Origin of the sequence: Flavobacterium tructae, assembly GCF_001853485.1 — a bacterium.
Taxonomy (GTDB): Bacteria; Bacteroidota; Bacteroidia; order Flavobacteriales; family Flavobacteriaceae; genus Flavobacterium; species Flavobacterium tructae.
In genome coordinates, this window is the sequence record NZ_MIKE01000027.1 from 257191 (window position 1) to 276846 (window position 19656).

Annotated in this window: 14 protein-coding genes; 3 read left to right on the top strand and 11 right to left on the bottom strand. The window is 32.4% G+C overall.

Going from position 1 to position 19656, the window contains the following annotated elements; translation table 11 throughout:
* Nucleotide 1: 1 nt before the first annotated feature.
* From BHE19_RS20075 to corA, 5 genes are all read right to left on the bottom strand, one after another.
* Nucleotides 2-3007, bottom strand: a complete 3006-nt coding sequence (locus BHE19_RS20075) for a SusC/RagA family TonB-linked outer membrane protein (protein ID WP_070908581.1) — start codon at nt 3005-3007, stop codon at nt 2-4.
* A 244-nt stretch (nt 3008-3251) separates the two neighbouring features.
* A complete protein-coding gene (locus BHE19_RS20080; RefSeq protein WP_070908658.1) occupies nt 3252-5996 on the bottom strand; it encodes a helix-turn-helix and ligand-binding sensor domain-containing protein in 2745 nt (914 codons plus the stop codon).
* Between the two features lie 101 nt (nt 5997-6097).
* On the bottom strand, nt 6098-7282 hold the full coding sequence (locus BHE19_RS20085; RefSeq protein WP_070908582.1) for an acetate/propionate family kinase: 1185 nt from the start codon (nt 7280-7282) through the stop codon (nt 6098-6100).
* Nucleotides 7283-7420: 138 nt separating this feature from the next.
* Nucleotides 7421-9514 carry a phosphate acetyltransferase gene (gene pta / locus BHE19_RS20090; protein ID WP_070908583.1) on the bottom strand — a complete coding sequence of 698 codons (2094 nt, stop codon included), beginning with the start codon at nt 9512-9514 and terminating at the stop codon, nt 7421-7423.
* 60 nt (nt 9515-9574) lie between these two features.
* Nucleotides 9575-10648 (bottom strand): magnesium/cobalt transporter CorA, encoded by a 1074-nt coding sequence (corA, locus tag BHE19_RS20095; RefSeq protein WP_070908584.1) that lies wholly within the window; start codon nt 10646-10648, stop codon nt 9575-9577.
* Between the two features lie 185 nt (nt 10649-10833).
* Here corA and BHE19_RS20100 point away from each other — a divergent pair, with 185 nt between their 5' ends.
* A complete protein-coding gene (locus tag BHE19_RS20100) occupies nt 10834-11436 on the top strand; it encodes a hypothetical protein (protein WP_070908585.1) in 603 nt (200 codons plus the stop codon).
* 136 nt (nt 11437-11572) lie between these two features.
* On the opposite strand, the gene BHE19_RS20105 is transcribed toward BHE19_RS20100, so the two are convergent.
* Both BHE19_RS20105 and BHE19_RS20110 read right to left on the bottom strand, forming a co-directional pair.
* Nucleotides 11573-12127, bottom strand: coding sequence for a DUF6252 family protein (locus BHE19_RS20105; RefSeq protein WP_070908586.1), 555 nt, complete (start codon nt 12125-12127; stop codon nt 11573-11575).
* Between the two features lie 534 nt (nt 12128-12661).
* Nucleotides 12662-13438, bottom strand: a complete 777-nt coding sequence (locus tag BHE19_RS20110; protein ID WP_070908587.1) for a hypothetical protein — start codon at nt 13436-13438, stop codon at nt 12662-12664.
* Between the two features lie 384 nt (nt 13439-13822).
* On the opposite strand from BHE19_RS20110, the gene BHE19_RS20115 reads away from it, so the two are divergent.
* Nucleotides 13823-13999: a histone H1 gene (locus tag BHE19_RS20115; RefSeq protein ID WP_070908588.1), complete on the top strand. Its 177-nt coding sequence runs from the start codon at nt 13823-13825 to the stop codon at nt 13997-13999.
* Nucleotides 14000-14071: 72 nt separating this feature from the next.
* Here the strand turns inward: BHE19_RS20115 and BHE19_RS20120 are convergent, their stop codons facing one another.
* On the bottom strand, nt 14072-15115 hold the full coding sequence (locus tag BHE19_RS20120) for an HNH endonuclease domain-containing protein (protein WP_070908589.1): 1044 nt from the start codon (nt 15113-15115) through the stop codon (nt 14072-14074).
* A 359-nt stretch (nt 15116-15474) separates the two neighbouring features.
* Here BHE19_RS20120 and tcmP (BHE19_RS20125) point away from each other — a divergent pair, with 359 nt between their 5' ends.
* On the top strand, nt 15475-16620 hold the full coding sequence (tcmP, locus tag BHE19_RS20125) for a three-Cys-motif partner protein TcmP (RefSeq protein ID WP_070908590.1): 1146 nt from the start codon (nt 15475-15477) through the stop codon (nt 16618-16620).
* Nucleotides 16621-16647: 27 nt separating this feature from the next.
* Here tcmP (BHE19_RS20125) and BHE19_RS20130 read toward each other — a convergent pair whose 3' ends face one another.
* The 3 genes from BHE19_RS20130 to BHE19_RS20140 all read right to left on the bottom strand — a co-directional run bounded on the left by BHE19_RS20130 (nt 16648) and on the right by BHE19_RS20140 (nt 19655).
* The gene (locus tag BHE19_RS20130) at nt 16648-17379 is read right to left on the bottom strand and encodes a DUF5131 family protein (protein ID WP_070908659.1); all 732 of its coding nucleotides are present in this window, start codon (nt 17377-17379) and stop codon (nt 16648-16650) included.
* On the bottom strand, nt 17366-18493 hold the full coding sequence (gene tcmP, locus BHE19_RS20135; RefSeq protein ID WP_070908591.1) for a three-Cys-motif partner protein TcmP: 1128 nt from the start codon (nt 18491-18493) through the stop codon (nt 17366-17368). Before tcmP (BHE19_RS20135) ends, BHE19_RS20130 begins: the two co-directional genes overlap by 14 nt.
* A gap of 112 nt (nt 18494-18605) precedes the next feature.
* Nucleotides 18606-19655 carry a hypothetical protein gene (locus tag BHE19_RS20140; protein WP_070908592.1) on the bottom strand — a complete coding sequence of 350 codons (1050 nt, stop codon included), beginning with the start codon at nt 19653-19655 and terminating at the stop codon, nt 18606-18608.
* Nucleotide 19656: the final 1 nt, after the last annotated feature.

Consider the following 19656-nt stretch of genomic DNA (forward strand, 5'->3'; position numbering starts at 1 on the left):
ATTAAAATTTTAAATTAGCACCGATAACAAATGATCTCAATGATGGGTAAGCATCTAACTCAACACCCTGAGTACCTTCAACCAATTTACCATCACTAACGACGTCAGGAGAGAAACCTGAATACTTTTGAGTAATAAACGGATTAATTGCGTTTACATAAATTCTGCAATAGTTAAAGAACAGATCTTCTTTTAATGGCAATTTGTATCCTAAACTAATGTTGTTGATTCTGAAGTAATCTGCTGATTCCAAAAAGAAAGTAGATGCATAAGGAATCTCATTAGAAGGCGCCGGATTTGAAGCAGTTGTGTTAGTTGGTGTCCAGAAATTGCGAGCCATAGAAGCTTCTATATTTTCACCACCAAAACGCTGTGCTTTTTTTCCATTGTATACTTTTGCTCCTCCTGTTCCGTAACCATCAACAGAAAAATCAAAGTTTTTATAATTTACTCCCAGAGTAATTCCATACGTTGAAGTTGGTAAGACTGTTCCAACATACTTTTTATCGGTTCTTTCGTTTAATGCTGACTGAACTACTTTATCACCCGCTGCTGTGTAGTATAACATTTTACCATTTGACGCATCAATACCAGCAAACTCATACATATAGAAACTTCCTAAAGGTTGTCCAACTGAAGTGTTATCCAATATTTTAGTGTTTTGACCATTTCCTAAACCTCCACCAATAGTCGGAGCAATTTGGACGTTTTTCAGACTTGTAAGTTCATTTTTATTGTGAGAGTAATTACCCCCTACCCAATAACTTAAATTATCGCTTATTTTATCATCCCAACGCAAAGCAATTTCATACCCTTTGTTTGATACTTCTCCGATATGTGAATAAGTTGAAATATTGTATCCAGAAGTTGCATAAGGTTTAACATTTAAAATGGTATTGGTTGTTTTTTTGTCATACAAATCAAAAGATCCTTTTAATCTGTTAGCAAACAATTCAAAATCAAATCCTCCTGAAAGTTCTTCTACAATTTCCCATGATAAATTAGGATCGATCTGTGAATTGATCGTTATTCCTGAGCCAAGACCCGGTACATCAACTCCTGAAGTAAAAACCTGAGTATTTAACGGTATGTTCTGATTTCCTAATCTACCCCATGATCCTCTTAATTTTAATAAATTAAGTGTTTCAATATTGCTTAAAAAACTTTCTTTTGATACAATCCAACCTAAACCAACTGATGGAAATGTTCCCCAACGTTTGTCTTCAGCAAATTGAGAAGATCCGTCACGTCTTACAGTACCTGTAAGTAAATATCTGTCCATTAATTTGTACTGAAAACGGGCAAAATAAGAAGCTAATCTTCTCTGATTCAAAGCTTCATCTTTATAACCTGTTACTGAACTTGCAACATTAATATCTTTTAAAGACCAGTAGTTTGAATTTGGATTTACATTTTTTCGGTCAATCGTTAATTTTTCTCTGGTTCCTTGTACGTTGGCCTCTATACCAGCAGTAACTTCAACATCATGAATTTCTGCAAAAACTTTATTATAAGTCAGGTAATTAGATAAATTCCAGTTGAAATACTGATCTCTGCCTCTTGTTAAAGTATTTGTATTTAAACTTTTAGTATCGTAAGCAGATACTACACGAGTAGGATCTCCTGATAACCAAAGTCCTAAATTATCTACATAATTATATTGTTTGTAAGTAAAGAACTCTCCATTAAACTGAGAGGTGAATTTTAACGATTTGAAAATATCATAATCCAATTTCAAACCTCCTTGTAAAATAACAGTCTCTTGTCTCTCATTTGTAAAATCCAACTGTGCCACAGGATTCGCAACATTATTGAAAGATGCTCCTGTTTCGGCAACTACTCCATTTGAAACAAATGGCACTCCATATTTTCCATTAGGATAACGTACAGGAACAAGAGGAGATTGTCTGTAAGCATTTGTAAAAGCGCTTAAAGGCATTGGAGTATTTTTTATCGTACTCACACTCATATTCTGAGTTACTCTAACTTTATCCGAAATTTTAAACTCATTATTACTTCGAATCGTAGTTCTACCATAATCAGATCGGTTCAGAATTCCTTTTTCTTCGTAATTTCCAACACTAAAAAAGTACTTTACATTATCTGAAGATCCTGAAATGGCAATATTGTTTTGCGTATAAGATCCTGTTCTTGTAATTTCGTCAAACCAATTGGTATTGTAAGGCTGATTGGCAGAAAATCTTCCTTGCGGAAAAGCACCACTGTAAGCAATATTACTATAACGAACATATTCGTCGCTATTTGCCATTCTAACCTTTTTCAAAGGAGTTCTGATTCCGGCGAAGCTTTCTACATCTACCGTAAGTTTTCCTTTTCCGGATTTCGTGGTGATCATAATTACACCATTTGCACCTCTTGTACCATAAATAGCTAAGGAAGAAGCGTCTTTTAAAATCTCGTACGATGTAATATCATTTGCATTAATGTTATTGATATTCTCCGTTGGCATACCATCTACTACATACAAAGGATTTTTTCCTCCCAAAGCACTACCAGCTCCTCTGATGATTACAGAAGGTGTACTTCCCGGTGCATCTGAAGCAGATACCTGAACCCCTGCCGCTTTACCTTGTATGGCCTGAGAAGCATTTAGTACCTTCATTTTTGTAATCTCTTCAGATTTAATAGAGCTTATCGCTGAAGTATTATCAATTTTCTTTCTTGTTCCGTATCCAATTACAACCACATCTTTTAATACAGTATCACCTGATTCTTTTAAAGTAATAGTCATTGGTGCGGAAGTTGCTGCCACAGAAACAGGCTCAAAGCCCAACATCGAGATCTTTAGTATCTCCCCCACTTTGGCATTTATGGCAAAATTTCCGTCGAAATCAGCATCAGCAGAAACTCTTGAGTTTGAAGCAGCAATAATTGCTCCGGGAACTCCCATTCCATTACTGTCTACTACTTTTCCTTTAATTGCTTGTCCAGACATATAAGCCGGCAATAGCAAAAGCGCTAAAAAGCTAAAAATAAAATTTTTCATACAGTTCGTAATCGTTTAAGTTAGTAGAGCCAAATTAAACAATTACAACGTTGTAGTACATCAAATACCACTACTACACAGCTACATCATTATGTTAAAATTAGAATGTAAAAGTTTAAATTTCAGCATTTTAAATGTTAATTTTATTTTATTAACATAACGTTATGATGTAGTAATGATGTATTAGAATTATACAATAAAAGAAGTAGAAAAATATAAGATATTTAAAAAAATAATCTCAATCTTACAGACTTAATAAAAACTTTGAGAGGTTTTCATCCTGAGTAAGCCCTAATTTCTTTCTTAAACGATATCTGTGCAATTCTACGCCCCTAAAAGAGATGTTCATCATAGGTGCAATTTCCTTGGAAGAAAGATTCATTTTAAGGTAAACACACAGTTTTATATCCTTAGGAGTTAAGTTTGGAAACTTTTTAGAAAGGTTAATGATAAATTCATTGTGAATCTGATTCAGATTGGTTTCAAAAATCTCCCATTCGTGTTTGTTCACCTCATTGATTTTAATTGCCTTTTTAATTTCACTCTTCAGTTTATTGAAGTCTTTTTCCGAATTCAAAATGTTCTGAATGTTATCAATCATTTCACTTTGCTTGGCAATAGACAATGATTTTCCGGCAACTTCTGAGGATTTTGTTTGCAGTTCCAGTTCCAAAATGTGTTTTTCATACTCCTGAACATTCAATTCATTCTCTGCTTTCAATTCCATTTCAAGAATTTCACGCTGATGCTTTAACTCTTCGGCCTGTAATTTCAGTTTTTGCATATAGCGTAACTTGTTCCACTTGTAATAGAAAAATAAAACTGCTCCCACTACAAGCAGATACAGTAAAATCATCCAGAATGAAAAATACCAGGGTTCTGCCACTTTAAAATCAAAATCTGCTACCTCCTCGTAACTTGCGCCATCATGTTTGTAAACCACTATAGCATGTGACCCACTACTTAAATTGTTCAATACAATCAATCCGTCTGAAATTGGCAGGAAATCGCCATTTTTATTGATTTTATAAAACAAATTAGGCTTACTTGCCCCGTAAATTCCGGAAATTACATTTATTCTTATCTCAGTGTTGTATTTGATCTTATCCTCATTTGATATAAGATTTCCATCATTAAAAGCTTCTATCTTTACATGAGCATTCTGCTTGTTTTCATAAGTGAGCTGAAGCGATATAAAACCATCATCAAGATTAAGTAAATAATGGTTCTGAGTTTTAAAAATCCTCAAATTATCATTGATCAGGGTACCTTTATAATATTTCTCCTGAATAATGTTCCAAATGAATTTATTGCCCTTTGCATATATATGGTACAATATTCCATTCTGAAGCACTACAAAATGATCTTCATCAATTGAAACGACATCACTTATATTCTTAAAATTAGAATTAAACAGCTCATTTTCTTCAAGACTGCCGCTAATCGAATTATAGGTATACCAAACATTATTGATTAGGAAAAGAATTTCATTTCTAAATTCAAAAATCTTTACACCAAAATCATTCTTAATTTTACTCTGCTGTGTTATATTTTCAACTTTTTTAGTCTTATAGTTATCATCGTACAATACACGATACAATCCGCGGTAATTATCTGCCGCCCAGATTTCATTTTTCTGATTCTGAGCAACATACTTTATAGGTTTTGAAAGATCATTAATAACTTTGTTCTCAGTAGGTACTGCAATATCATTGTAAGCCACAACACCGCTGTAAGTCGATTGAAAATAAGTATTATTGATACTGCTTTTTGTCAAGTTCCATCCTCCGCTTCTGTTATTGATTTTAACCAATGAACCATTTTCGTAACAAAAAGTTCCATCATTATGACCTATAATATACTTGGTACCAATTTTACTAATATTCCAGGCCTGCCCCTGTGTATTGGGCAACATATTAAACTTACCGGAAACAAATTCGAAAACTCCGTGATTGGAAGCAATCAGATATCCCTTATCGATAGCTGCGACAGAATAAACAGAACCCAGAAGTCCTGAATTATCATAAAAGAAAGAAATCGGAGAGTTGATTTCGACATGCGTAATACCATTATCCAGACCAAGCCATAAATCGTTCTCTTTATCGAAACCGATACTTAATACCGAGTTATTCATCAAGACATTATTCCGGTTGATATTTTTATAGGTATCCGTTTGAAAGTCGTAGATAAAAACACCTCTGTTCCCGGTTCCTACTACCAGTTTATTTCCTTTAATAAACTTAGCAACATTAATCGTTGCCGATTTTAAAACTTCATTCAACGGATTATTCCAGGGTCTTAAACCTCCTTTTTCTACAATAAAAATTCCTTTTTTCTGTGTAAAAATAAACGTCTCGTTCTTGTACTTTTCAATAGCGTGAACTACGGTCTTTTTTAAAATATTCCAACCTTTCGGATTGGCTATTTTTGAACCGTCCATTCGGAAAAGGCCTTTTGCAACTGAAGCAACATAGACATCATTATCCACTACAAAGCAATAGGATATTAGAAAAGGGAATTTGATTTTCTTAATGTGTTTTCCATCATAAATAAAAACATCATTAAAAGACTGGAAATAAACGGAACCTTTAAACTTGAAAATTTTCCAAATCTCTTCATTGTCCTTTTCATCAAACAAACGCAGTTTTTTAGTGATGGAAACGTAATGCATCTTTCCCTCTTTTCGGTACCAGTAACCAAACTCTTTATACGAGCCTGAATAGATCTTATCGCCTTCGATCATGATCGAACGGATGATCGTTTTATTAGGTAATGTATACTTTTCCCATATGACACCGTCATAACGCAATAAATAGTGATTATTGGCAAAATACATGGCATCGTCATTGCCTTGAACCACATTCCAAATTTGATTGTCACCTTGGTAATCAGATTTATTATAATTTTCTACGAATGGAAGTAATTCTTGTGCCTGGATTTGAAAAGCAATGAAAAAGAAGAATATAAATTTAGGAAGTATCGATTTCAAAATATTCGGTTTTATCTTCAAAGATAATGACAAATATTGAATCTGATGGCATAAAAAAAGCTCCTCAACAGAGAAGCTTTCCTTATAATATAAAGTCTATCCTAGCTTTGAAGCAGCTGATAAACCTGATGAGCAATTTCGTATTCTTCATCTGTAGGGATCACCAAAATTTTTGCTTTTGAATTTGGTACGTTAATCTCTCTGATTTCTTTAGAACGAATCTGATTCTTTTCATCGTCCAATTCAATTCCAAAATAATCCATATTGGTACAAACCAGCTTGCGCATATAAGAGGAGTTCTCTCCAATTCCTGCAGTGAAAATAATTGCATCCAAACCGTTTAGAGCTGCCGCGTACGAACCAATCGTTTTTTGAATTCTGTAGGCATTCATTTGCAGCGCCAATATACAATCTTTATTACCTTTTTCCGCTTCGGCTTCAATGTCGCGCAAATCGCTGTAGCCTGTAAGTCCAAGCATACCACTTTGTTTCAATAAAATCGAGTTTACTTCATCTGCCGAATACCCAAGATTCTTAACCATATAAAAAATAACCGACTGATCAATATCTCCTGAACGAGTTCCCATGATAAGACCATTTGAAGGAGAAAATCCCATGGTATGATCGATACTTTTCCCGTCTTTAACAGCGGTCATACTACAGCCATTTCCTAAGTGAATGGTGATTATTTTGGAATTCTTTTCTAAATAATCAATTGCTTTTGCAGAAACGTATTTATGACTGGTTCCGTGAAAACCATAAACACGCACTTTATGCTCTGTTAAAAGATAATTTGGAATAGCAAACTTATAAGCTACTTCTGGCATCGTTTGATGGAATGCAGTATCAAAAACTGCAATTTGCTCTGCATCACTAAAGATTTCTTCTGCGACATTAATACCTTCCAAATTAGCAGGATTATGTAACGGTGCCAGTTCAAAAAGTTCTTTGATTTTTAATTTTACCGCTTCATCAATTTTCACTGTATCGCTAAAGGCACTTCCTCCGTGAACCACGCGATGACCCACCGCCGCAATCTCCGAGGTCGATTTAATCACTCCCTTTTCGGCATCTAAAAGCATATTGGCTACTTTTTGCAAACCAACCTTATGATTGGCAATCGGTAGTGTTTCTTCGATGGTATTTGACGGGGTTTTGAAAATTACATTTGAAGTTTCCAATCCAATTCTGTCAATCATACCGGTACAAATTACCTCATTTGTAGGCATAACCATTAATTGGTATTTGATTGATGAACTTCCTGAGTTTATGATAAGTATTTTCATTTTTTTTTAAGATTCTAAGAGACTGAGTCTCTAAGTTTTTTACTGTTTTTAGCTTTAATGTCACCCTGAGCGAAGTCGAAGGCTGGGCAAACAAAGAAGGCTCGACTCCGCTCAGCCTGACTTACGTTTTTTAATTGATTAAAGTCCTTGCGCCTGAATAGCAGTGATTACCACGGTATTGATGATATCATCTACGGTACAGCCACGGCTTAAATCGTTTACTGGTTTGTTTAACCCTTGTAACATTGGGCCAATAGCCAAAGCACCGGTTTCACGCTGAACTGCTTTATAGGTATTGTTTCCTGTATTTAAATCCGGAAAAATAAGCACACTCGCCTGCCCTGCTACTTCGGAGTCCGGCATTTTACTTTTTCCGACAGCACGATCTACGGCGGCATCGTATTGAATTGGCCCTTCAATTTTTAGATCAGGACGTTTTTGTTTTACGATTTCAGTTGCGGTTCTTACTTTATCTACTTCATCCCCTTTTCCTGAAGAACCTGAAGAATAAGAAAGCATGGCTATTTTAGGCTCAATTCCAAAAGCTGAGCTTGATTCTGCCGATGAAATAGCGATTTCTGCCAATTGTTCTGCTGTTGGGTTTGGATTAATGGCACAGTCTCCAAAAACAGAAACTCTGTCTTCTAAACACATAAAAAACACAGACGAAACTACTGATGAATTGGGCTTGGTTTTAATGAATTGTAAAGCAGGTAAAATAGTATGCTGCGTGGTATGAGCAGCACCTGAAACCATTCCGTCCGCATGTCCTTTATACACCATCATCGTTCCAAAATAAGAAACGTCTTCCATTAAATCTCTTGCGGTAGTAATGCTGATATTCTTGGCTTTACGAAGTTCATAATAAGTGTTGGCATAATCTTCATAAAGCTCCGATTCAATAGGATTAATGATATTGATTTTAGAAAAATCCAATGTAATTCCAAGCTCATTGACCTTACCTTCAATTTGTTTTTTATCGCCAATGATCGTAATATCGACAACATCCATCGACAACAATCTCGAAGCGGCGATGATAATTCTCTCGTCGTTTCCTTCGGGTAAAACAATATGTTTTCGGTGCTGTCTGGCTCTCTTAACCATGTTGTACTGAAACATTTTTGGTGTCATTCCCTCTGCTTCAAAAGTGATTAGCCTTTCAGACAAATCATCCATGGCAACATACTTTTCGAAAGTACTAATCGAGGTTTCTATTTTATGAGTATTATTGGCGTAGATTTCTGATCTGATAGATCCAATTTTGTTCGTGATACCGTAAGTTCCGCCATCAACTGCGATAATAGGTACGATAGATGAAAGACCTTCGATAAGTTTTAAAATACTTTCTTCAGGAACAATGTTTCCGGTTAGAATAATTCCGGATATTGTTGGATAATTTGCCGATTCGTTGGCTTGTAAAGCTCCCAGGATAATATCCGAACGATCTCCGGGAGTAATCACCAGTGCATTATCATGCAAATGGACCAGATAATTGTGCAATTGCATTGCTCCAACACTAAAATGCCCGATTTCATTATTCAGATAAGCACCTCCAAACAGTACTTTGGCATCAAGCTGATTGACTATTTCCTGCATCGTTGGATTGTTCAAACTTGAAATCAGCGGAATGGTATTGATAAGCACATTAGCCGGCAAACTTTTTTGCAATCCTTGTGTCACTAATTCGATGTTTTCAGGCTGTACTTTATTGGCAATGACCGATAAAACTTCAACTTCTTTCACTTTAAAGGAATCATAAACCAAATACAGGCTGTCTACTAATTCTTCTAAAGTTTTGCCAACTCCTGATCCGATAATAATAGTAGGAATCCCAAGATTTTTAGCGATCAGAACATTCAAATCGAGTTCAATTGAAGTTCCTTCTCCGGTAAAGCTTGTTCCTTCTACCAGAACAAAGTCAAAACGTTCTTCAAGTTTCTTATATTTCTCAATAATCAAATCGAGAACCTCTCCTATTTTCCCTTTATTCTTTTTCTTGATTAGTTTGCTTTTGGTTATCGCAAAGGCATCTTCAAATTTAATATCCAAATTAAAATGTGACAGTACTGTTTCGATATGATTGTCTAACTCGCCATCTACAAAATCTTCCACGATAGGCCTGAAATAACCCACTTTAGCCGTTTTACCAATCAAAATACTCATCAAACCAAGTGTTACAATTGATTTTCCGCTGTTCTGATCGCTCGTAGCTATATATATTGCTTTACTCATAATTTATGTATTAACTCAACAAATGTCGTATATAATCTATTTTTTAACGATAAATAAACGTTAAAACCAACGCCTTTTTTTAAAATAAATGATTAAGGCTATCACCAATAAAAACATGCTTGTCATGACAATGAAATAGCCGTTTTTTTCCTTCAGTTCGGGCATATATTCGAAATTCATCCCGTATACCCCAACGATAAAAGTAAGCGGAATAAATATGGCTGAAATGATGGTCAGGGTTTTCATAATCTCATTCATTTTTCGGCTTTGCTCCGAAAAATAAAAATTGGAAGCACTTTCTAAAGAACTCATATCAGATTCAATCTGTTCCAGAAGTTCTAAACTTTTCTGATGCAGTCTAATGAAAAAATTAAATGTTTCTTTCTGAATAAGCCCATTATTTTCATCATCATCTTTAATGGTTTTCAAATAATAAAGCGAATCACGAAGCGGAGTAATGGAACGTTTTAAAAAATTAAAATTATCGCGATGATTTTCAATTTTTTCCAGAATAACAGGATCTGCTCCTTTCTTAGTTAAATCTATAAGTTCTTCGATATTATCTTCTTCATCTTCAATTGTAATATAAAAGTTTTCCATTACGGCATCCAGCAATAAATAAAGCAGATAATCGACCTTTTTGCTTCTTACGATTCCGGCATGGGTGCGCAAACGTTCACGTATGTGTGTAAAGAAATCGCTTCTTTTTTCCTGGAAAGAAATTAGTATTCCGTCTTTTAAAATAAAACTGAGCTGCTCGACCTTAAGGCCGTCTGAATATTCTGAGGGCAACAACGATTTTATATTGAAAAATAAAATATCCTTTTGTTCTTCCAACTTGGTTCTTTTGGTCGTATTTAAAATATCAGCCAATAAGAAATCATCTACTTTAAAATGATCTCCGATTGTTTTAATAAGACCGATATCATTTAATCCGTGAATATTCAGCCAATTATTTTTAGTATAATCAAAACATGAATTTATGGCCAAAACCGTAAACTTCTCATATTCAACAATATCAGTATCATTATAAACAAAAAGCTGCATTTCTGTTTCATGACTTTTATGTGTGCCCGTGTACTCCAGACTTGTATGCTGCAACTTTCTGCCTTTCTTGTATTTTATCTTTCTCATTCAAAAATGATTTACAAAGTAATATTACAAAAAAGTTTCCGAATGGAAAATGACAATTGTCATTTTGCTAAGCTTACATCACTATAAATTGTACTATTTTTACTACTTTAAATAATTTAACCGGACAGGTTTTTGATACCTGTCCGGTTTAGATAACGTAAACGATTGGCAAATAACACATAAACATGCAAATTACAGAACCTTTAGAATTTGGAAAATACTATCATATTTACAATCGTGGTATTAATAACGAAAATCTTTTTAAAGAAAATAGAAATCATGTGCATTTTCTCAATTTGTACAATAAACATATTGAACCAATCGCAGAAACTTTTGCATGGTGCCTGCTTAAAAATCATTTTCACTTACTGGTTAGAATTAAAACTTTTGAAGAAATCCTTCATACTCACGAAGATTACGAAATTAAAAGAATTATAGCCCCTCATCAATCCTTTGGAAACTTGTTTAATGCCTATACAAAAGCAATCAATAAAGGATATAATAGACATGGTGCATTATTTGAACGAGCTTTTAAGCGAAAACTAATTGATAACGAAACTTACTTACAAACTGTTATAAAATACATCCATTACAACCCTGTAAATCATGGCTTCTGCCAACACCCGATTGAATATCCCTGGAGTTCCTATCAAACCTGTATCTCTGAAAAACCTACAAAACTAAAACGTGAAAAAGTAATTTCATTGTTTCAGGATATTGAAGGCTTAAAAAGTTCACATCAACAAAAAGAAAATTTTACTTCATTGGAAGATTTCCTTAATTCATAATGTAATACTATAAACAAACCGGACAGGTTTTAAAAACCTGTCCGGTTTAAATATTAAAAATACAACACAATTAAACACTAACCATAAAAAAACCGAGTCATTTCTGGCTCGGTTTTTTCAAAACAAAGTATTCTAATTATGGTTGTGTTATGACAGTATAAGACAAGTTTGTAAAAGTTCCGTTTTTTACTTCAAAAATTTCAGGAGTATTAACTTTAGTCTGCAGCGAACCTACTTTTTTAGACATAAAGCTAAAAGTTCCGGATACCGTTTTATTAGCAGGATCCATCGAAGTTATGGTTAACTTTCCAGTCTGAACAAAATGTTCTGTAAAAGTACTTCCATCAATTAAATAAGTATTTATGAATAAAGCATTCATATTATCCTCATCTTCTGCATTTTCATCAAAGTTATAAGCTTTTATTGGCATAGCATCAGTAGTTGTCAGTTCGCTTACACAGGCTAGCGATAACATTTGGGCATTGTCCTGAATATTAATATCAAAACGTTGCTGTTTTTCGCTTTTTACTTTGATTAATGTTACACTGTTAATTTTGGTTGCATTCCATGCTGTACCATTTATGGTAGCCGAAACAGAGTTACCATTATCCTTCTTATCATTTTCATCACTACTGCAAGCTGTTAACAAGACTGATAACGTCAATAATCCAATGCTTAAAATTTTCTTCATGTTGAGAGTTCGTTTAAATTATTTTTTTTCCAAAATAAAGGCTAAAAACCCTAATAAACTTACGTAAAACCACATTCACAACAAATAATTCCAACAAACTGGACAGGTTTTAAAAACCTGTCCGGTTTAAATATTCAATACAAGAAATTCGAAACTCTATTTTCCTAATATAATCCACAAAACAAACCCGACAGGTTTCAAAAACCTGTCGGGTTTAAATAAAAAAACCGGATCATTTCTGACCCGGTTTTCATTATTGTTTAAAGAAGAATTATTTTACTTCTTCGAAAATAACATTCCAAGTATATCAGTACTTTACAACGTAGTGGTACAAATATGGTACAAACCTATTATTTTATTTTACAAAACAACATATTTCTTTCTGAAAGTCAATCATTTTAAACTGAAATGCAATTGGAATAGCTGCACAAAAAAAAGACATTTATCAATAAGGATTGATTAAAAAAAATGTTCAGTATAACCTACTACTGACCATTTTTAGAAAAGCTTTAATTTTTAATTACGATTTTCATCCTAATCATCAGTTTCAACGGCAAGTTCAATAACATGATGAACTAGGAAAGCATCTATCAGAGAAAGTGCATAATCATGATCAATGGGCAGCATTTCAGGCTTTAGCAGGATTTCATCAATATAATTCTCTGCATCCCATAGCTTTCTGACTAGCTCGGGATTTTTCGGTTCAATTCTGATCAAAACTTTCTCAAAAACCACATTAGCCGTTCTTATAAACTCTAATCTATACTCTCCAACAAGTGGCAATGCAGAAATTTGCATAGGTGTCTTTTTCATCTTCTTCTTCTTTGGTTTACTATTTTGATTCTCATCTGATACTTTCTCGGATTGTGTTAAGCGATAATCATGCCCACCAGATTCATGATCATCTACTTTATCAAAAACTGTTTCAAAGATATCCAGTTTAAGATCATCATCGAAAGCAAAACCGTTCTCTCGCTGCTGTGCCGAGATATAAATATCCCATTCTATAACACTGATCTTATGCATATTTCTAAACAGCAGTTCTGATAGTTTCAATGCCGAAGAAGAAGCATCCAGCATTTCGGTCCATTTTGTAAATCCAGCCAAATTTGCAACGTAATGCTGAGCTTTCATTAAGGTAAAATTGTCTTCATCGATATCAAAATCGAGAATAAGTGCATCTATATCAAAATACTTGGGCGTATATTGATAAAATTCACGGCCATAATCGGCATCGAAATAAGACTTTTGTGTTTTAAAATCTTTGTAAAGATTTTTTGATTGCAGTTTGAAGTACTCAATAGTTTCCATAATACATTCCTTTTAACACCGGCTGTATTATCCTGACTTTTGCGTTCGTAATCTTGTTTGGATAATAAGCAGGCAGGTTTGCATTATTAAACTATTTGGCTGATAAAATCTTTGCACGAACGGGCATGCTTGCCAACAAGCATAAGCAAATTTAATAATAAATTACAATAATTACAATACATAAATTATTTTTAATTAACGCTTTATATAATTTCTTATCTGAGGAAGGCTCTAAAAAGTAATGCCCGCTAGGTCTCTCGTATGCATAAAATAATTAACCAGCGTGGAAAATAGTAATTTAATCAACACTAAAAACAAGAAAAATGTTTTTTAAAATTCAATAAACTTCTATTTTTACATGCTCAATTTAACAATATAAAAAACATGAAAGAGTTAGTAGCAAAGATCAATACAGAAATCGAAACATTTAAAGCAGAATCAGATTCACTAATCGAAAAAGGTGTGAAAGCCGCTGGAGCAAGAGCTCGTAAATCAACTTTAGAGATTGAGAAACTTCTAAAAGAGTTTAGAAAAGTTTCTATTGAAGAATCAAAAAAATAAATTCATTCTTACTTTTACTAAATTGGCCTTTCAGATTCTGAAGGGCTTTTTTTGCATAAAATTAATTCCGAATTACTCTTTCATATAGGAGAAACCATTATTGCTGGCAATAGTAATTAAAGGCTGGATTGTTTCTTTAAATCGTATATAATCCAACCCGCTATCATCTAAATCAGGAAAAATACCAAGATATTCTTCTAAATATTTATTCTTAGAGTTAGAGCTTTTAACTATTTCAAAAGCCGTCTTCTGCAGAGTATAAAACCTATCAAAATATTTATCAATCAAAGGAAGCTTATTGCTTTTAAACGAATTAAAATTTTTATCTATTGGGATCAGATTCCAAATTAAATCATGAGAAACAAATGCATGAGGCACAAAGTGATCCAAAGCATATCTCTTTTCATCAAAAACTAATTTTTTATCGGTAAAAATACAATCTACCGCCCCCAATTCATTAAATACAAATTTCCAATATTCATTTGTTTGTTTAATCAATGAATTTCTTGTAATTGTCTTATATATTTTATTTGGAATGTCCGGGACATTTGGGTTTCTTTTTTGAAGAAAAATCGACAAATTCCAATAGCAGAAGTCCTTAAGTATCTTTGAATTTAATTTAAGATAGGAAATCCAAATTGGATTTATCTCAATATAATCTTTTTCCAAACGATAGAGACAGCCGTAATCAAAATTCTGCGAAAGCAAATATATCTCATTCCGAGTTCCTGAAAACCAAGATGAAATAAACCAATGCGGAACGTTTTTATCAAAATGATTCAAAATCCTGATAGTTTGGATATTATTAGTATTTTCCAAAACTGAATTAATTTTATTTCGATTTTCATTTATTGTTAGGTTTTCGGTTTTTATAATAGCTCTCACCGCATCTTGAATAAGATCTTGTTTACCAAAAGATATTTGAAAATAATTAACTGTATACCATGAGTTACTAATCATCCTTGAGAATATTTTTCTTTTCTCTATATTAAAGTTATCTTTTTCCACTAATTCGAGAATCGCTAGAAACCAATAAAATTTATAAGTAGCAGATGTATTAGAAAATACAGAAGCTAGTTTATTTGTAGACAAAAAATCTTGTTTAGGTATATTCATTATGTTTTACAAGAAAAAACTTTAATTATTTAGATAAAATTATTTTCTAGTTTTATTGTTTATCTAACAAATATAATAAAGAGACGATCACTTTCTTCACCTTTTGTAGCAAACTGAGTAAAAAATATACATCAGTATTGACTTCATGATAGCAATATACAAATAGGTAAAAATACCTATGCAACGAAATAAGTTAATTGATACATTTGACAATAAAATTTATTATAGAATCTTTTTATGTACATACTTATTGCTAAAACTTTATGAATATAGTTACAGAATATTCAGTAATACATTTTACAAAATGAAACATTAATATAAACTAAAGTAATAGCAGTAAAAAGCTATGTAGAATTAAAATGGCTAAGGATATAAATAAGTCAGCATTTGACCTTGCGACAAAAATAAAACTTGATATTTTTAGAGAATCTTTTAAAGAATGGTTACCTATATTTATTCACACACCATATGTTGAAAAGAGATTTATTTATGATTTTTTCGCCGGTAGCGGTATGGATTCTGACAAGAATTTTGGCAGCCCTCTTATTTTACTTGATGAAGCGAAAGGTGAAAACTTAAAACATTGTAGCAAATCTGAAGGAAAAAAAATAGTTTTTGCATTTAACGAAAAACTAAAAAAGAAAAATAAAGAGCTAGAAGTGAATATTAAGGAATTTGTTAATAATTGTCTTCAAAATTGTAATAGAGAAAAATGTGTTTATGAGCATCATTTTGGAAATTTTAATTTTAAAGAAGCTTTTAAAAGACCAAAGGTGTTGGAAATAATGAAAAACAAGAACTATGGAAAATTTGTTTTATTAGATCAATATGGTTTTAAAGAAGTTGACAACGATATTTTTACTCAGCTGATAAATTTTCCTAAAACAGATTTTATTTTTTTTATTTCTTCTTCTTTTATAAATAGGTTTCAAAATCACGATTCAATAAAAAAATATATTGAAACAGAAAAAATAGAATTTAAAAAATCAGAGCCCAAACATTGTCATAAATTAGTTTCTCAGTATTTTAAAGATTTGATTCCAAAAAATAAAGACTATTACCTACATCAATTTTCTATAAGGAAAGGAACTAATTATTATGGTTTAGTATTCGGAACTGGTCATACTCTTGGTATGGAAAAATTTTTAAAAGTTTGTTGGGATAAAGATAAAATGGCAGGTGAAGCTAATTTTGACATTAATAATGATTTCCAATTAGGAACTCTTTTTTATAATGAAAAATTTAGCAATAAAATTGAAAAATTTAAAGAGGAATTTACCACTAAAATCTTAAATAATGAAATAGTATCAAATATTCAAGGTTTAAAATTCACATTAAAAAGTGGAATCCAAACAAGAATTTATCTTGAAATTATTCTTAATTTATTGGAAAATGATAAAATTGAAATAACAAGAGGTAGATTCAATGAAAAAGTTATTAATATCCATAAGTTGAAATATAGTGAAGTTTATGAGTTTTCAGAAAAAGTCTCTTACATCTCTTAATGAAAAACTTATATTAGATATTCAAACTTATTTAGCACCACTTTCAACTTCCATGATTCTTGGCATTTCATCATAAGTTCTCCCATTCAGCAATCTTCCAGTCGCCTTTTTATTTTTACCCCCCCATTGTTTGAAAAAGAAAGAAACATTTGCTTTTTTACATTGTTGATAAATATCCAGAACCCAATCTTCATTCATTGGTCTTGCCTTTGACCCGCTTTCTCCGCCAACAATTACCCAATGTATTTTTTTTAAATTTAAATATGGAAGAGGTCCTATTAATGGCTCTAACGACAAGAATTTCGTATGCGCTTTTGTATTTCTTAAAAAGTCGATGCGATCAATAACTCGTTCGTCTTCTACTGAAACTCCCATCCAAATGTTGTGCGTCCATTTTAATTTTTTATGTATTTCAGATAATCGTTCGGCTCTTTTAGTCAAAACTTGAAAGACATGTTGTGGGTTATCATTCATCACTTTAAAAACCCTTTGAATATATTCTAAAGGAATTTCCTCATGAAACAAATCACTCATAGAATTTACAAAAACCACTTTTGGAGATTTCCATGTGTAAGGAATTTTCAGTGATGGTTCATGAACTCTTACTTTGAAATTATCTTTATATTTTTCGATCCCCATTGCTTTTAGTCGTTTTGACATTACCTCAGCATAACAAAACTTACAACCCGCAGATATCTTTGTACAACCTGTCGTTGGATTCCAAGTCATTTCTGTCCATTCAATACTAGATTGCGCCATTACTTTCGTATTTAATAAAACATTTAATTTTATTTGTCTTAACTTCATTCCAGCCAATATAAAAGGCTCCTTTTCTAAGTTTACTATTATCAACGGTTGTTATCATCAATTTATTTGAATTTTGCATTTTCTTTAAAATTTGGACAGCATGTGTTGTTAGGTGTCTATTAGAAATTGTAAACTCATGTATCTCAATATTAGAACGTAACTCTGATAAAAATGCTAATAAGTTTTCTTCAAATTTGTCCGTCTTTGGTTGAACATCAATAGCTGAGAATAAATCAACCTTCTCAAATTTTGGACTCCAACCACGGCCTTCCTCTTCATCAATACTCCATTTTGCCTCTAAAAATTTTTCAAATCCGTATAAATGACTTGTGAAAAAAAACAGTGCAAAAAATTCATTTATATTTCTTGTAATAATAAAAGAATCTACAAAATGCTTTCCTTTTAGCTTATCACCAAAACCATCTCTTAATTTATGTATAAAATCAACTCCTGAGCTACTCATTCTTTGTTCCTCTTTTGGCATTATTTCTGTCAAAAAATTGTAGAGACTTTCTGGTGTAGATTTTTTTTCAAATCTATACATAAATTGTGTAGGCAAAAATAGTAAAACCTCTGTATTATTATCAGATAACAAATCTTCTATATCAGCAACACTAATATTTTTGTAACCGTAAGGATCTATGAAAATAAACCTTTTTAGTCCTTTTATTTTACGAGCCTGTAAAATTTCATCTTTAAAGACTTGATAATCCTTATTATGGTAACTTAACGCCCCCATCTCCTGATAATGCATTTTTTTTTCAGAAATATAATTGGAAAGTTTAACCGTCTTTTGATTATTATAATCATTAAAGTTACAATTAAATTTCACTTTGGAGTTTTTCGTTGCTTTATAATATATATCCTTAATAAGTCTTAAAATGATAACAGGACTCCCCTCCTTTCCATTATTATAAATCCCTTCTCCACAGAATAAATCAAACACTTCTACTGTATGAACACCTTTCGCTAGAGCAAGAATATTGATATATTTTTCTAAATAGAGCTTTAATAACTTAACTTTAATATCAGAATGTTCATAAGGATTTATTTGTGAATCTTTCATATTTTTGAAATAAGCTTAAATACATAATTGTCAAACGTTTTAATCGACATCATATAATTGTATAAATTAAGGATTAACTTACAGATTGTTATTTTTAATTTTAATGACTCTGCTATTGCTTTGCCGAGAAATTAGAACGATCAAAACCCCAAAAATCAACCAGACAGAATAACATGCTACGTAGTTCAACACTTGCATCAGTATGCCCCTTAAATTCTTTGGCCATTGCAATTTGTTCAAACTCCCTTGCAACAATAAACAAAGTGCGAGCAACTTCGTTTTTAGCAAAGTACTCTCCTAATGTGGATGTATTTAGAGTGGCTAATTGCTTTTCAACATTTGACTTTACTTGACGAGCTATTACCGAACCATCTTTTGTATGTTCTTCAACAAGTCCCATAGCTACATTTAATATTTTTTTAATTCCAATATTTCCTTTAGATCCATATGTAAATCCTTCCTTAATTAATTTGCTACGCTCCGAAGGTTCTTGGAATGAAATTTCTTTCATACAATAATCTAAGCCAATGGCGATAAATGAACAAATTAAATATAGACACCGAAGAGCTGTCTCTCGCTGATTTTCTTTAGTTATAGATTGTTCTGCAAAAAATTTCGCATGCATTAGCCACTCGTTACAACTATCGAAAGAAAGAGAAGTAGCTAATAAACTTTTGGAATGTTTAACCCGTCCTTTCCAATTTCCATCTAATTTATTTAATGCATATTCATTGATTTTTCCTTCAAAATCTTCATCAGAAATCCTATCAGATTTACCACTTTCTGAAGTAAATAATTTTTGAAGAAATTGTCCATCTAACACAACTATTCCTAGCTCTCTTCCAAAATCTTTAACTTCGGGTCTCCTTTCTGTTGTCGCAACTATAGCACTTGTAGCTTTTGTTGCAATTCGTAAGCCTTGAACCCAAAAAATTCGTTCAATTGCCTGTGGCGTCTTTTTATTCTTTGAGTCAACTATTGTTACTTCTCGTGAAACAGAGGATGTACGACTATATAGCCATAAGTCTATATCAGTCACATCAAATCCTTCGTAAACAAAAGGCACTCCTCTCAAAACATAATATCCAGATTTTAAAAAATAATTACGTAACAACTCTTCCATTTGATATCCCTTGCTTAATGTTTCTCTTGTTTTATTCATA

Excerpts from the sequence above, each read along its gene's own strand:
- corA (WP_070908584.1), bottom strand. The coding sequence starts at position 10,648 with ATGAGAAAGATAAAATACAAGAAAGGCAGAAAGTTGCAGCATACAAGT.
- BHE19_RS20120 (WP_070908589.1), bottom strand. The coding sequence starts at position 15,115 with ATGAATATACCTAAACAAGATTTTTTGTCTACAAATAAACTAGCTTCT.
- BHE19_RS20130 (WP_070908659.1), bottom strand. The coding sequence starts at position 17,379 with ATGGCGCAATCTAGTATTGAATGGACAGAAATGACTTGGAATCCAACG.
- pta (WP_070908583.1), bottom strand. The coding sequence starts at position 9,514 with ATGAGTAAAGCAATATATATAGCTACGAGCGATCAGAACAGCGGAAAA.
- tcmP (WP_070908590.1), top strand. The coding sequence starts at position 15,475 with ATGGCTAAGGATATAAATAAGTCAGCATTTGACCTTGCGACAAAAATA.
- tcmP (WP_070908591.1), bottom strand. The coding sequence starts at position 18,493 with ATGAAAGATTCACAAATAAATCCTTATGAACATTCTGATATTAAAGTT.
- BHE19_RS20110 (WP_070908587.1), bottom strand. The coding sequence starts at position 13,438 with ATGGAAACTATTGAGTACTTCAAACTGCAATCAAAAAATCTTTACAAA.
- BHE19_RS20100 (WP_070908585.1), top strand. The coding sequence starts at position 10,834 with ATGCAAATTACAGAACCTTTAGAATTTGGAAAATACTATCATATTTAC.
- BHE19_RS20075 (WP_070908581.1), bottom strand. The coding sequence starts at position 3,007 with ATGAAAAATTTTATTTTTAGCTTTTTAGCGCTTTTGCTATTGCCGGCT.
- BHE19_RS20140 (WP_070908592.1), bottom strand. The coding sequence starts at position 19,655 with ATGAATAAAACAAGAGAAACATTAAGCAAGGGATATCAAATGGAAGAG.
- BHE19_RS20105 (WP_070908586.1), bottom strand. The coding sequence starts at position 12,127 with ATGAAGAAAATTTTAAGCATTGGATTATTGACGTTATCAGTCTTGTTA.
- BHE19_RS20085 (WP_070908582.1), bottom strand. The coding sequence starts at position 7,282 with ATGAAAATACTTATCATAAACTCAGGAAGTTCATCAATCAAATACCAA.
- BHE19_RS20115 (WP_070908588.1), top strand. The coding sequence starts at position 13,823 with ATGAAAGAGTTAGTAGCAAAGATCAATACAGAAATCGAAACATTTAAA.